At 64.9% G+C, this 13,613-nt stretch carries 12 protein-coding genes; 6 read left to right on the plus strand and 6 right to left on the minus strand.

The genetic code is table 11. The features are described from left to right. Positions 1 to 18 precede the first annotated feature (18 nt). Positions 19 to 1,047, plus strand: coding sequence for a quinone-dependent dihydroorotate dehydrogenase (locus AC1RB9_RS09745; RefSeq protein ID WP_003103236.1), 1,029 nt, complete (start codon positions 19 to 21; stop codon positions 1,045 to 1,047). Between the two features lie 87 nt (positions 1,048 to 1,134). Here AC1RB9_RS09745 and rmf read toward each other — a convergent pair whose 3' ends face one another. Further along, a complete protein-coding gene (gene rmf / locus AC1RB9_RS09750; protein WP_003103238.1) occupies positions 1,135 to 1,347 on the minus strand; it encodes a ribosome modulation factor in 213 nt (70 codons plus the stop codon). A gap of 460 nt (positions 1,348 to 1,807) precedes the next feature. Here rmf and rlmKL point away from each other — a divergent pair, with 460 nt between their 5' ends. Continuing rightward, positions 1,808 to 3,985, plus strand: a complete 2,178-nt coding sequence (rlmKL, locus tag AC1RB9_RS09755; RefSeq protein WP_003116467.1) for a bifunctional 23S rRNA (guanine(2069)-N(7))-methyltransferase RlmK/23S rRNA (guanine(2445)-N(2))-methyltransferase RlmL — start codon at positions 1,808 to 1,810, stop codon at positions 3,983 to 3,985. Positions 3,986 to 4,051: 66 nt separating this feature from the next. Here rlmKL and dacB read toward each other — a convergent pair whose 3' ends face one another. Further along, entirely contained in the window at positions 4,052 to 5,482 is a 1,431-nt protein-coding gene (gene dacB, locus AC1RB9_RS09760) for a D-alanyl-D-alanine carboxypeptidase/D-alanyl-D-alanine endopeptidase (protein ID WP_003091272.1), read from the minus strand. 309 nt (positions 5,483 to 5,791) lie between these two features. On the opposite strand from dacB, the gene AC1RB9_RS09765 reads away from it, so the two are divergent. The 3 genes from AC1RB9_RS09765 to AC1RB9_RS09775 all read left to right on the plus strand — a co-directional run bounded on the left by AC1RB9_RS09765 (position 5,792) and on the right by AC1RB9_RS09775 (position 9,424). Beyond that, entirely contained in the window at positions 5,792 to 6,136 is a 345-nt protein-coding gene (locus AC1RB9_RS09765; protein WP_003091271.1) for a YggL 50S ribosome-binding family protein, read from the plus strand. Between the two features lie 425 nt (positions 6,137 to 6,561). Next, on the plus strand, positions 6,562 to 7,185 hold the full coding sequence (locus AC1RB9_RS09770; RefSeq protein WP_003091268.1) for a response regulator transcription factor: 624 nt from the start codon (positions 6,562 to 6,564) through the stop codon (positions 7,183 to 7,185). A 13-nt stretch (positions 7,186 to 7,198) separates the two neighbouring features. After that, on the plus strand, positions 7,199 to 9,424 hold the full coding sequence (locus AC1RB9_RS09775) for an ATP-binding protein (protein ID WP_003452516.1): 2,226 nt from the start codon (positions 7,199 to 7,201) through the stop codon (positions 9,422 to 9,424). A 10-nt stretch (positions 9,425 to 9,434) separates the two neighbouring features. Here the strand turns inward: AC1RB9_RS09775 and AC1RB9_RS09780 are convergent, their stop codons facing one another. The 4 genes from AC1RB9_RS09780 to AC1RB9_RS09795 form a co-directional block, all read right to left on the minus strand. After that, entirely contained in the window at positions 9,435 to 10,766 is a 1,332-nt protein-coding gene (locus AC1RB9_RS09780; RefSeq protein ID WP_003091265.1) for a deoxyguanosinetriphosphate triphosphohydrolase, read from the minus strand. Between the two features lie 116 nt (positions 10,767 to 10,882). Further along, positions 10,883 to 11,206, minus strand: a complete 324-nt coding sequence (locus tag AC1RB9_RS09785) for a hypothetical protein (protein ID WP_003103249.1) — start codon at positions 11,204 to 11,206, stop codon at positions 10,883 to 10,885. A 13-nt stretch (positions 11,207 to 11,219) separates the two neighbouring features. Beyond that, positions 11,220 to 11,600, minus strand: coding sequence for a phage holin family protein (locus AC1RB9_RS09790; protein ID WP_003091263.1), 381 nt, complete (start codon positions 11,598 to 11,600; stop codon positions 11,220 to 11,222). 3 nt (positions 11,601 to 11,603) lie between these two features. Continuing rightward, on the minus strand, positions 11,604 to 11,933 hold the full coding sequence (locus tag AC1RB9_RS09795) for an ElaB/YgaM/YqjD family protein (RefSeq protein WP_003091262.1): 330 nt from the start codon (positions 11,931 to 11,933) through the stop codon (positions 11,604 to 11,606). 469 nt (positions 11,934 to 12,402) lie between these two features. Between AC1RB9_RS09795 and AC1RB9_RS09800 the strand changes: the two genes are divergently transcribed. Further along, positions 12,403 to 13,611: an ammonium transporter gene (locus tag AC1RB9_RS09800; protein ID WP_003091258.1), complete on the plus strand. Its 1,209-nt coding sequence runs from the start codon at positions 12,403 to 12,405 to the stop codon at positions 13,609 to 13,611. Positions 13,612 to 13,613 lie beyond the last annotated feature (2 nt).

The raw sequence follows: 13,613 nt of genomic DNA on the forward strand, positions 1-13,613 counted from the left end.
GCCGACCGATACCCGACCATGTACACCCTGGCCCGCCAGCTGCTGTTCAAACTGTCCCCGGAAACCTCCCACGAACTGTCCATCGACCTGATCGGGGCCGGCGGCCGCCTGGGCCTGAACCGCCTGCTGACGCCCAAGCCGGCCAGTCTGCCGGTCTCTGTGCTGGGCCTGGAGTTTCCCAACCCGGTGGGGCTGGCCGCGGGCCTGGACAAGAACGGCGACGCCATCGACGGGTTCGGCCAGCTCGGTTTCGGCTTCATCGAGATCGGCACCGTCACTCCGCGACCGCAGCCGGGCAATCCCAGGCCGCGCCTGTTCCGCCTGCCGCAAGCCAACGCGATCATCAATCGCATGGGTTTCAACAACCACGGCGTCGACCACCTGCTGGCGCGGGTGCGTGCGGCGAAGTATCGCGGCGTGCTGGGGATCAACATCGGCAAGAACTTCGATACCCCGGTGGAGCGCGCGGTCGACGACTACCTGATCTGCCTGGACAAGGTCTACGCCGACGCCAGCTACGTCACCGTCAACGTCAGCTCGCCGAACACGCCCGGCCTGCGCAGCCTGCAGTTCGGCGATTCGCTCAAGCAACTGCTGGAGGCACTGCGCCAGCGTCAGGAAGCGCTGGCGCTGCGGCATGGCCGGCGGGTACCGCTGGCGATCAAGATCGCCCCGGACATGACCGACGAAGAGACCGCGCTGGTCGCCGCGGCGCTGGTCGAGGCGGGGATGGACGCGGTGATCGCGACCAATACCACTCTCGGCCGCGAAGGCGTGGAAGGCCTGCCGCATGGCGACGAGGCGGGTGGCCTGTCCGGCGCGCCGGTGCGGGAAAAGAGCACGCACACGGTGAAGGTGCTGGCCGGCGAACTGGGCGGACGGCTGCCGATCATCGCCGCCGGCGGTATCACCGAGGGCGCGCACGCGGCGGAGAAGATCGCCGCCGGGGCGAGCCTGGTGCAGATCTATTCGGGTTTCATCTACAAGGGACCGGCGTTGATCCGCGAAGCGGTGGACGCCATCGCCGCATTGCCGCGGCGGAATTGAAAAGGGCTCCTTGCGGAGCCCTTGGGCTTGCGCCCGCCGCCCGGATGGGGCGTGCCTTGGGGAAATCGGTGCTATCCGTGTTGTCGCTTACACGTGCTGGAGTTGATTGAGACGTTGTAAGCCGGCCGTGCCAGTGAGGCCGTCCCAGTTGTCGCCACGGCCCTCGCGCCAGCCGTTGAGCCAGGACTGCCGCGTCGTAGGATGGGTGAACGGACAAAGATCACGAGATTTACCGGTTATGCCGTTCTGATAACCACGCAAGAAGGCTCTTTCCAACGGATCACGCTTAAGTCTTCTCATAGGGTGTTGCCCTCACTTGTTGACTGTTATGTCCCGTTGGCCCCCAGGGGAGGCCTGGCGAAGCTTTCGCCGAAAGGGGTCGTTGCCGGCGTGACGACCCTCGCCCGACACCGTTGCGGTGGCGGATTAACTGGAGTTCTAACCAAAGCGTTCAGGCGTGTGAATGACCGATTTGTCATAAAGACTTAACGCTTTCGTCGATAGGGCCATATGTTGCAGGCTCATGACGCCTGGTTTCCGGCGCTAACGCCGCAGGGTCGCGGGGTTGCGCCTTATAACGATTTGTACCCCCACCAATTGAGATTTCCTCGCATTCCGACGAAGGGTCGCCCAGACTGCGACTCGGGGTCGCAGCGAGCAACGCCGGGAGCGTTCCGGCAATCGAACCACGGCACCTGGTGCCAAAGAAGTGCCCATGAGGGTGCTTCCACTGACAAGGGCTACGGCCCGGGAAGGCGATATGGCTGATGTTTACGAATTGTTTCTGACCTGCCCGAAAGGCCTGGAAAGCCTGCTCCTCGAAGAGGCGCAGGGGCTCGGCCTGGACGAGGCGCGCGCCCAGGTGTCGGCGGTGCGCGGACAGGGCAGCCTGGAGGTGGCCTATCGCCTCTGCCTGTGGTCGCGCCTGGCCAACCGGGTCTTGCTGGTGCTGGCGCGATTCCCGGTGGAGAACGCCGAGTCCATGTACATGGCGGTCCACGCGGTGAACTGGGAAGACCACCTGGACGCCGGCGGCACGCTGGCGGTGGAGTTCAGCGGCAAGGGCTCGGGCATCGACAACACTCATTTCGGGGCGCTGAAGGTCAAGGATGCGATCGTCGACAACCTGCGCGAGCGCTCCGGCCGACGCCCGTCGGTGGACAAGGTCAATCCGGACGTGCGCGTCCACCTGCACCTTGACCGCGGCCAGGCGACCCTCTCCCTGGACCTCTCCGGGCATAGCCTGCACCAGCGCGGCTATCGTCTGCAGCAGGGCGCCGCGCCGCTGAAGGAGAACCTGGCGGCGGCGGTGTTGATCCGTGCCGGCTGGCCGAAGATCGCCGCCGAGGGCGGTGCCCTGGCCGACCCGATGTGCGGCGTCGGCACCTTCCTGGTCGAGGCGGCGCTGATGGCTGCCGATATCGCGCCGAACCTCAGGCGCGAGCGCTGGGGCTTCAGCAATTGGCTGGGGCACGTGCCGGCGCTGTGGCGCAAGCTCCACGAGGAAGCCCAGCAGCGCGCGGCGGCCGGCCTGGCCAGGCCGCCGTTGTGGATTCGCGGCTACGAGGCCGATCCGCGCCTGATCCAGCCGGCGCGCAACAATATCGAGCGTGCCGGAGTGGCCGACTGGGTGAAGATCTACCAGGGCGAACTGGCGACTTTCGAGCCGCGCCCGGACAAGGGCCAGACCGGCCTGGTGATCTGCAACCCGCCCTATGGCGAGCGCCTCGGCGACGAAGCCAGCCTGCTGTATCTCTACCAGAACCTCGGCGAGCGCCTGCGCCAGAGCTGCATCGGCTGGAGCGCCGGGGTGTTCACCGGGGCGCCGGAACTGGGCAAGCGCATGGGTATCCGCAGCCATAAGCAATACGCGTTCTGGAACGGCGCGCTGGCCTGCAAGCTGCTGATGATCCAGGTCGAGCCGCGCCAGTTCGTCACCGGCGAGCGTGGCGAACGCAACGACGAAGGCCTGGCGCGGGCGCCGAGCGAGCCGGCACGGCTGAGCGAGGGCGGGCAGATGTTCGCCAATCGCCTGCAGAAGAACCTCCGGCAACTGGGCAAATGGGCGCGCCGCGACAAGATCGAGTGCTATCGCCTGTATGACGCCGACATGCCGGAGTATGCCCTGGCGGTGGATATCTACGGCGATTGGGTTCACGTCCAGGAGTACGCCGCGCCCAAGTCGATCGATCCGGCAAAAGCCCAGGCGCGCCTGTTCGACGCCCTGGCGGCGATTCCGCAGACCCTGGGCGTTGCCCAGGAGCGGGTGGTGGTCAAGCGCCGCGAGCGCCAGGCCGGCAAGAAGCAGTACGAACGGCAGAGCAGCGAGGGCAAGTTCCTCGAGGTGGGCGAGGGCGATGTGCGCCTGCTGGTGAACCTGACCGATTACCTGGATACCGGGCTGTTCCTCGATCACCGGCCGATGCGCCTGCGCATCCAGAAGGAGGCGGCCGGCAAGCGCTTCCTCAACCTGTTCTGCTATACCGCCACGGCCACCGTGCATGCGGCCAGGGGCGGCGCGCGCAGCACCACCAGCGTCGACCTGTCGAAGACCTACCTGGACTGGGCGCGCCGCAACCTGTCGCTCAACGGCTTTTCCGACAAGCAGCGCCTGGTGCACGGCGACGTGATGGAGTGGTTGCGGGAAGACGATGGCCAGTACGAACTGATCTTCATCGACCCGCCGACCTTCTCCAACTCCAAGCGCATGGAAGGCGTATTCGACGTGCAGCGCGACCACGTCGAACTGCTCGACCTGGCCATGGCGCGGCTGGCGCCGGGCGGGGTGCTGTATTTCTCCAACAACTTCCGCAAGTTCGAACTGGACGAGAGCGTGCAGGCCCGCTATGCGGTCGAAGAGATCACTGGCGAAACCCTCGATCCGGATTTCGCGCGTAATCCGAAGATCCATCGGGCCTGGAGAATCACCGTTCGCTGAGGCGAGCGGTATTCATGCAAAAGGCCGCCGGCGGGCAACCGCTGGCGGCCTTTTTCGTACCGCGCCTTATTTCCGCGCGTGCAGGCTCAGCAGTACCTGGTCGAGGATCGCCGAAGCGCCCCACGGCCGCGGGCTGTTGAGGATCGCCACCACCACCCAGTTGTGGCCGCTGGCGTCGCGGCTGAAGCCGGCGAGGGCGCGCACGGTGTTGAGGGTGCCGGTCTTCACGTGCGCCTCGCCGACCAGTGCGGTGCGCCGCAGGCGTTTGCGCATGGTGCCGTCGAGGCCCGCCAGCGGCAGCGAGGAGATGTACTCCGCTGCATAGGGGCTGTGCCAGGCGGCTTGCAGCATCGCCGCCATCTCACGGGCGCTGACCCGTTCCTGGCGCGACAGTCCCGAGCCGTTCTCCATCACCAGGCGCGGCGCGGTGATGCCCTTGCGCGCCAGCCACTGCCGCACCACCCGCTGCGCGGCCTGGGCGTCGTCGCCGTCGGCGCTGTTGCGGAACTGCGCGCCGATGGAGAGGAACAACTGCCGGGCCATGGTGTTGTTACTGTATTTGTTGATGTCGCGGATGATCTCGACCAGGTCTGGCGAGAAGGCCTTGGCGATCAGCGTGGCGTTGCGCGGTACGCTGCCCTGGCGGTCCTTGCCGAGGATGCTGCCGCCCAGCTCCTGCCAGATGCCGCGCACCGCGCCGGCGGTGTAGCCGGGGTGGTCGAGCAGCGACATGTAGGTCTGCGCGCTACAGCCCTGGGGAATCTGTCCGGTGGCCAGCAGGGTGGTGCCGTCGAACTGGGTCACCGGGCTGAAGCGCAGCTTCGGCCAGGCCGGGCAGGTGGCCGGCGCGGTCATCTTCACCTGGTTGTCGATGCGTACGTTGGCCAGCGGCGGGTCCATCTGCACGTTGACCTTGTTGCCGTCGGTGCGCACCACCATGCGCACGCTCTTCAGGTTGACCAGCAGCGAGTCCGGACCGACCAGGAACGGCTTGGTGTCGTCGCCGCCGTCGTCGTTGAATACCGGCAACTGCGGGATGTTGAAGTAGCTGCGGTCGAGTACCAGGTCACCTGTGACCTTGGTCACGCCATTGGCGCGCAGGTCGCGCATCAGCAGCCAGAGCTTCTCCATGTTCAGTTTCGGATCGCCGCCGCCCTTGAGGTAGAGGTTGCCGTTGAGCACTCCGTTCTTGAGCTGGCCGTCGGTGTAGAACTCGGTCTTCCACTGGTAGGTCGGGCCGAGCATTTCCAGGGCGGCATAGGTGGTGAACAGCTTCATGGTCGAGGCCGGGTTCACCGATACGTCGGCGTTGTAGTAGGTGGGGTTGCCCGGGCCGTCGAGCGGAATCAGCACCAGCGACAGATCGTTGCCGGTCAGCTTGTTGGTCTGCAGGGCTTTCTGCACGTTGGCCGGCAGGGTGGCGTTGACCTGGGCGAGAGTGGGAAGGGCGAAAGGCAGGAGCGTGGCGAAGGCAAGAGTACGCAGCGACTTGAACATTAATGAAGAACCCTTGAAGACGGAGGGTAGAAAATGAAATGAAGATGAAAAACGAAGCGAACCTGAAAAAGAGACGGACATCACGCGAAGAGGCCGTCTTGCTCATTATGCCGCAAGGCGGATAACGATGCGCTGGAGTTTCGCGGAGTTCGCCGTCATATCGCCGAATGGTCGGAACTGGTAGAGTGCGCCGGCAATCCGGCCGCGCCGAGCGGAGCTTGCCGGGGTTCGCCCGCGGCTCCAGCGGTGTCGGCTACTGTCTGTAATGCGAGGCTCCGCCAATGGAGCGTCAATCCAGGAGATGCCGCCATGGCTACTAATCGTTCCCGCCGCCTGCGCAAGAAATTGTGCGTCGATGAATTCCAGGAGCTGGGTTTCGAATTGAACTTCCACTACAAGGAAGGCGTGGATGCCGATGCGGTGAACGCTTTCATGTTGCGCTTCATCGATCAGGCGATCGAAGCCAACGAACTGACCTATGGCGGCTGCGACGAATTCGGTTTCGTCTGCCTGGCGCGCCGTGGCTCGGTCAATGAAGAGCAGCGGGCCCTGATCGAGGCCTGGTTGAAGCAGCAACCGGAACTGGCCAGCGTCGAGGTCGGCGCGTTGGTCGACGCCTGGTACCCGGAACAGCCTGTCCTGCCGAAGCTCTAAGCGATAGCGCCGCCATCCCGCCCGAGGATGGCGGTCGCGTCTTCCCTCCCTTTCGATCCTGCTCCGGCGCTATCTGGCCCGGCGCCCGTCGTGCTTCCCTTTGCCCTGCCAAGGCATGTCGGCGGCTTGTGGCCGTACATGCGGATAGCAATACTCCGAAACCCCTGACGAACTATTCAACTCGCTCTGGCAGATAACGAGCCGGGAAGGCGCGTATATATGCGGGTGTTTTTCATGCAGATAACCAGGCCAATTGCTTGGCAATATACGAGGTTTTGAATTCGCCGTAAGAAATAAATTAAGTTTCCGTGAGAATATTCCTTAAAGTATATGAGTTGCCATCGAATATCTCGACAATATGGCTCCCGTCTATATCTTGCTCAGGAGAATTTTTTCTGAATTTTTATTGGCAAGGAAATCAGACAATGAGCCGTATCCTGATAGTCGACGATCATCCCGTGATTCGCATGGCCATGAAGATGTTGCTGGAAGCCGAAGGGCACCAGATCGTCGGCGATACCGATAATGGCGTGGATGCCATCAGCCTCGGGCGGGAGCTGAAGCCGGACCTGGTCATCCTCGATATCGGCATTCCCAGGCTGGACGGCCTCGAGGTCATCAGCCGCCTGATGGTGCTGGCGTTGCCCCTGAAGATCCTCGTCCTGACCGGCCAGAGCGCCTCGCTCTTCGCCCTGCGCAGCATGCAGGCGGGCGCCGCCGGGTTCGTCTGCAAGCAGGGCGGACTGGCCGAACTGGTGACGGCGGTGAATGCGGTCGCCTCGGGATACAGTTACTTTCCCAGCTCGGCCATGCGTCCTGTGCAACAGGGCGCCTATTCCGACGATGTGGAATTGCTCGGACGCCTGTCCGATCGCGAAGTATCGGTATTGCAATACCTCAGCCAGGGTTATTCGAACAAGCAGATATCCGAGCAGATGTTTATCAGCAACAAGACCGTCAGCACTTACAAGGCGCGCTTGTTGTTGAAGTTGAACGCCGGCTCGCTGGTGGATCTCATCGAGTTCGCCAAACGCAATACGCTTATCTAAGGGCCGGAACCGAATGAAGTTCCAGAAACGCAGTGCGTGCATGCTCGGCCTGCTTCTCATATTCGCCTGCATGGCGGGATATGCCGTTCCGGCGAGGGCGACGGCTGGCGAATATTCTTCCCTGCTCCGGATTCCCGCTCCGGATCGTCCGGGGGACGCCGATGTGGTCGACGAAGCGCCGCTACGCCAGGCTGCCGACGGGCTGCGCTCGCCATCCCCTTCCAGCCTGGTGCTCGGCCTGCTGGTGGCCTGCCTGGTCTGCGTCGGATGCCTGGGCTGGAATACCGTCCTGCAGCTCAGGCTCAGGCGTTGGCAACGTACCGAAGCCGACCTGAGCGGCCGCCTGGCATTGAAGCAGGCGCTGGTCGACGGGATTCCCTACCCGGTGAGCATCCGCACGCTCGACGGTCGCCTGCTGGCCTGCAACCGCAATTACCTGGAAAGCCTGCGGATGACCCGAGAGCAGGCCCGCGGCACCCTGTTGACCGATTCCGACTGGGTCGAGGGCAGCAAGGCACGGCTCATGCACCAGCAGTGCCTGGCGGTGGCTCGGGGAGGAACGGCGAGCTTCACCGACATGGCGGTGCGCATCGGCGGGCAATTGCTGGAGATCCACCATTGGGTCACGCCCTACAGGGATCGCCAGGGCCGGGTGCTCGGCCTGATGAACGGCTGGATCGACATCACCGAACGGGAGCGCCTGGCCCGCCAGTTGCGCGAGGCGATGCGCCAGGCGGACGAGGCGAATCGGGCGAAGAGCGTCTTCCTGGCGACCATGAGCCACGAGATCCGTACGTCGATGAATGCGGTCATCGGCATCCTCGAACTGGTCCTGCAGCGCCTGGCGCCGGAGCAGCGCGAACGCGCCTCGCTGGAGGTCGCCTACGAGGCAGCGGGGTCGCTGCAACTGCTCATCGGCGACATCCTCGACGTCGCCAAGATCGAGTCCGGTCACCTGACCCTCACGCCCGAGCGGGTTCGCCTGCGCCATGTCGTGGAGTCGGTGCGCCGCATGTTCGAAGGCCTGGCCCGGCAGAAAGGCCTGAGGCTCGTTGTGGAGCTGGACGATGCCCCGGGACGGGACGTGCTGATCGATCCCCTGCGCTTCAAGCAGGTGCTCTCCAACCTGGTGAGCAATGCGATCAAGTTCACCGAGCGGGGACAGGTGACGATCCGTCTCCAGGAAAGGAGCCTGGACGAGGAGAGGGCGATCGTCCGGGTGGACGTGGAGGATTCCGGTATCGGTATCGCTCCGGCGGACCAGGCGCGCCTGTTCCAGCCTTTCATCCAGGTGGCCAAGGGACGCACGGTGCAGGGCGGGACCGGCCTTGGGCTGGCGATCTGTCGGAAGTTGGTGGACCTCATGGGCGGCGATGTCGAGATGCACAGCGAGCCGGGCAAAGGCACCCGGGTGTCGCTCGACCTGCTCTTGCGCCAGTGCGGGCCGAAAATGCCTGAATCCGGCCAGGACCCGCTGGCAGCATCCATGGAGCCGTCTCGCCGCCTGCATATCCTCATCGCCGACGACTATCCGCCCAACCGGGTACTGCTGCGCCAGCAACTGGAGTTTCTCGGCCACCGGGTGGCGGAAGCGGAGGATGGCCAGGTGGCGCTGGAGCTCTGGGCCGACGAGCGCTTCGAGGTGCTGATCAGCGACTGCAACATGCCGCGCCTGAACGGCTATCAGCTGGCACGCAGGATACGCATCCAGGAACGGTGCGAGCGACGCGCGCCGATCCTGATCCTCGGCTATACCGCCGACGCCGAGCCGGACGAGGTACAGCGCTGCCGCGACGCGGGCATGGATGATTGCCTGTTCAAGCCGCTCGGCCTGGAGACCCTGCGCAACTACCTCGCGACCTCTTTCGGACGCGACGCCGCGCAGCCCCGGGGGCTCTATGATGCAGCCGCTCTCAGCAGCCTCGGCGGCGGCCGCCCGGAACGGCTGCGCGAACTGCTGGAGACCCTGCTAGGCAGCAACCGTCAGGACCTCCAGCGCCTTGCCATCCTCCTGCGCGAGAGCGACAGGACCCGGCTCGCCGAGCATGCCCACCGCATCAAGGGCGCCGCACGGATGATCGGGGCGCGTACCCTGCTGGAGGCCTGCGAGGCCCTGGAGGACGCCTGCCGGCGAAGTGGCGACGGGGAGTGCCTGCAGACGCCTGGCGAAAGACTCCGGCTGGCCCTGGAGGCGTTGCAGGAGGAACTCCAGGAGCAGTTGGCGGCCGCTGCGGTATGAGCCCTTCCTTTCAGGAGGGGCTCGAGCGTCCGGTCATTTCCCGGGCCATTTCCGTGGCGTAGCTGTCGGTCATGCCGGCGATGAAATCGATCACCTGGAGGAAGGCGCGGTACAGCGGCCACTGCGGGTCGGGCGCGTTGCGTCCGAGCAGGTCGAGGATGCGCCGGTTCTTGAACGACGGCGTATGCCCGCCGTATTGCTCCAGCGCGGCGCCACAGAAGGCGTTGAGGAGGATCTCCAGAGTGGTGTAGGCGCCGATCTCGTGGAGGGTCTTGCGCTTGTCCTGGAAGATCTTTTCCCGCGCGATGGCCTTGGCCCGCTGCACGCAGAGCTTGGCCGGGCCATGCATGTGTTCCACCAGGTCGCCGGCAAGCTGCCCGGCGAGCAGGGCCTGCTGCTGGTCGACGAAGGCACGGGCGGCGGCATTGGTCAGGTGCTCGATGGCCTTGCCGCGGAGGATCGCCAGTTTACGCCGGCGGGAGTCCCTGGGGCCGAGTTGGCGATAGGTGTCGGGCAGGTCGTCGCCGACCAGGCCGAGCAACAGCGCCTCGACCTCGCTGTATTCGAGCAGCTCCATTTCCAGGCCGTCTTCGAGGTCGATCAGGCCGTAGCAGATGTCGTCCGCCGCTTCCATCAGGTAGACCAGCGGATGGCGAGCCCAGCGCTCGTCGTCGAGTTGCGGCATGCCGAGCTTATGGGTGATCTGCTCGAGCAGCGGCAGTTCGCTCTGGTAGCAGCCGAACTTGTGCTTCTTGTAGCCCAGCGCTTCGGCGTGGCGCGAGGTCCAGGGGTACTTCAGGTAGGTGCCCAGGGTGGCGTAGGTCAACCGCGTGCCGCCGTCGAACTGATGGTATTCCAGTTGGGTGAGGACCCGGAAGCCCTGGGCGTTGCCTTCGAAGTGGAGAAAGTCGGAACGCTCGGCGTCGCTCATCTCGTCCAGCCAGCCACGTCCGGCGGCTTGCTGGAACCAGTTGCGGATCGCGTCTTCGCCGGAGTGCCCGAACGGTGGGTTGCCGATGTCGTGGGCCAGGCAGGCCGACTGGACGATGACCCCGAGGTCGCTGGGGTCGCACCACTCGGGTAGTTCCTCGCGGAGAATCTCGCCGACCCGCATGCCCAGCGAGCGGCCGACGCAGGCGACTTCCAGGGAGTGGGTCAGGCGGGTGTGGATGTGATCGTTGCTGGAGACCGGATGGACCTGGGTCTTGCGTCCGAGGCGGCGAAACGCGCCGGAGAAGATGATCCGGTCATGGTCCTTGTGGAAGGCGCTGCGGCCCAGTTCATCGTTGCTGTGTACCGGCTTTCCGAGCCGTTCGCGGGTGAGCAGGGTCTGCCAGTCCATCGGGAATTCCAGGGATGCGCTGAGGCGATGCGGACACGCTAACGGTTTGCCTCGGCAAGCTCAATCGTCGCGTTGGGGAAACGGAGGGCGCCGACCGTTGCCGGTCGGCGCATCCTTCAACGGCCTTTCTGCTTGCGCAGGCCGAGCAACAGCGGGGCCAGGGCGACGCCCAGGCGCAGCAGACGCTGCCAGCGTCCGCCCTTGCCAAGCAGGACGCCCAGCAGTGCGGCTCCGCCGGCGCCCCAGAGCGCCGCATTGCCACCGCCGAACAGTTGCTGGCTGAGGTTGTGGCCCAGCCCCTGGGCCTGGCGGAAGGGTTGCACCAGCAGTTGGCTTTCGCGGCGCAATTGCTGGCGCTGCATTTCCAGGCGCAGGCGGATCACCGCCTTGCGCAATTCGCGACGCGACAGGCCGGTCGCGTTCACCGGTAGTTGGCTCATGCGCGTTTCCTTGTCATGGCAGCAGTCGCTCGCGGTCGTTGGCCAGTTCTTCCAGGGTGGCGCTGAACGGCGAGCTTTCGTCGTTGATCGACTGGTACAGGCGCCAGCCGCAGAACAGCGAGCCGATCACGTAAAACAGGCACAACCCGAGCGCCGCTGCGAGCCGGTTGGTGTCCCAGAACACGATCAGCACCAGCAGCGACAGGCCGACCAGCAGGAGCAGGGCGAATACCAGGGCCAGCCCGGCGAACAGCAGCAGGCGCAGGGTGTTGGCCTTCTGTTCCTGCAGCTCGATGCCGAACAGCTCGACGTGACCGTGCAACAGGCCGAGGAAGGCGGCGCCGAAGCGCCGCAGGGAGGGGCGGCCGTCCGCCGGGTCCTTTCCTTCGCTCATGGCTCAGCGCCGGCTGACCAACAGGCCAAGCAGGAAGCCGACGCCGGCGGCGATGCCGATGCTCTGCCAGGGGTGTTCGCCGACGTACACCTCGGTGGCGTCCACCGCGGCCTGGCTGCGTTCGCGGACGTTGTCCTTCAGCGAGTCCTTGGTGTCGCGCAAGGTATCGCGAGCGCGCTTGAGGCTGTCGTGGATCTTGCCGCGGATTTCTTCGGCCTGGTCGCCCGCCACGTCGGCGGTGCTTTGCAGGAGTTTCTCGGTATCGGCGACCAGTGCCTGGAATTCAGCCAACAGTTCATCCTTTGCAGCGTTTGCAGTGGTCTTGCGGGGCATGACGAGCTCCTCTGGTCATGGGGTGTGTTTTTTTCGAGCCGAGCGCGGGGCGGAAGGTTCAACCGGTGGGTAATTTCCGCGCGTTGCCGGTCGCTCCCGGCGTTCCTTTCATTAAAGACTGCCACAGCGTGCCTGTCGGCGCGGCTGCGGCGAGATGACGCCCATCCGGCTGCCTCGCAACGGGGCGCGAACTGGTATGGCGCTTGCAATTCCCTGGTGCGCACGTCGGCCGGAATGCCCCTTGCGAGGGCGCCAGGCGCTCCCGGAGGGTACTTCGGGATGAACGTCCAACCCAATGAAAATCAAGGAAAGTCCGGGAGCTTTCCATGCTGCCTCAGGCACCTTGCGAAACGTCTGCCGAAGAAAAGCGGCGGTTCGCACGACGACTACTGCTTCGTCATGGTGCGTTGAAGGGCGGGCGTGGGCGTTTCTGGTGCTTTCTCTCTACGCGCGAAGGCTGCCTCAATCCATGGATAACCTGAATAGTGCGGTGCAAGTCCTGATCCACGGCTCCAATACCCTGTTCATCCTGCTCGGAGCGGTGATGGTGCTGGCGATGCACGCCGGCTTCGCCTTCCTCGAGGTGGGCACCGTGCGCCTGAAGAACCAGGTCAACGCCCTGTCGAAGATTCTGTCCGACTTCGCCATCTCGGCGCTGGCCTATTTCTTCGTCGGCTACTGGATTGCCTACGGCGTGACTTTCTTCCATCCGGCGGCGGCGCTGACCGTGGACAGTGGCTATGCGCTGGTGAAGTTCTTCTTCCTGCTGACCTTCGCCGCGGCAATCCCGGCGATCATCTCCGGCGGCATCGCCGAGCGTGCCAGGTTCGGTCCGCAGTTGTGCGCCACGGCGCTGATCGTGGCCTTCGTGTACCCGTTTTTCGAAGGCTTGGTGTGGAACGGCAATTTCGGCTTGCAGGAATGGCTGAAGCTGGAGTTCGGCGCGCCCTTCCACGATTTCGCCGGCTCCGTGGTGGTGCATGCGCTGGGCGGCTGGCTGGCATTGGCGGCGGTGCTATTGCTGGGCAGCCGCAACGGCCGCTATCGCGACGGCAAGCTGGTGGCGATGGCGCCGTCGAGCATCCCGTTCCTGGCACTGGGGTCGTGGATCCTGATCATCGGCTGGTTCGGCTTCAACGTGATGAGCGCCCAGACCCTCGCTGGGGTCAGCGGGCTGGTGGCGGTCAACTCCTTGCTGGCGATGGTTGGCGGCACCATGGCGTCGCTGCTGATCGGCCGCAACGACCCGGGTTTCCTGCACAACGGTCCGCTGGCCGGGTTGGTGGCGGTGTGCGCCGGTTCCGACCTGATGCATCCGATCGGCGCGCTGGCTACCGGCCTGGTAGCGGGGGCCCTGTTCGTCTGGGCGTTCACCGCGACCCAGGTGCGCTGGAAGATCGACGACGTCCTCGGTGTCTGGCCGTTGCACGGTCTTTGCGGGGTCTGGGGCGGGATTGCCTGCGGCATCTTTGGCCAGCAGGCATTGGGTGGGCTCGGCGGGGTGAGCCTGGCCAGCCAGGCGCTCGGCAGCCTGCTGGGGGTGACGGTGGCTTTCGCCGGCGGCCTGTTGGTCTATGGGCTGATGAAGGCGCTGCTGGGCATCCGCTTGAGCCAGGAGGAGGAGTACTACGGCGCGGACCTGTCGATCCACAAGATCGGCGCGATCAGCCACGAATGAGG

This window comes from Pseudomonas sp. 20-5, assembly GCF_056782835.1.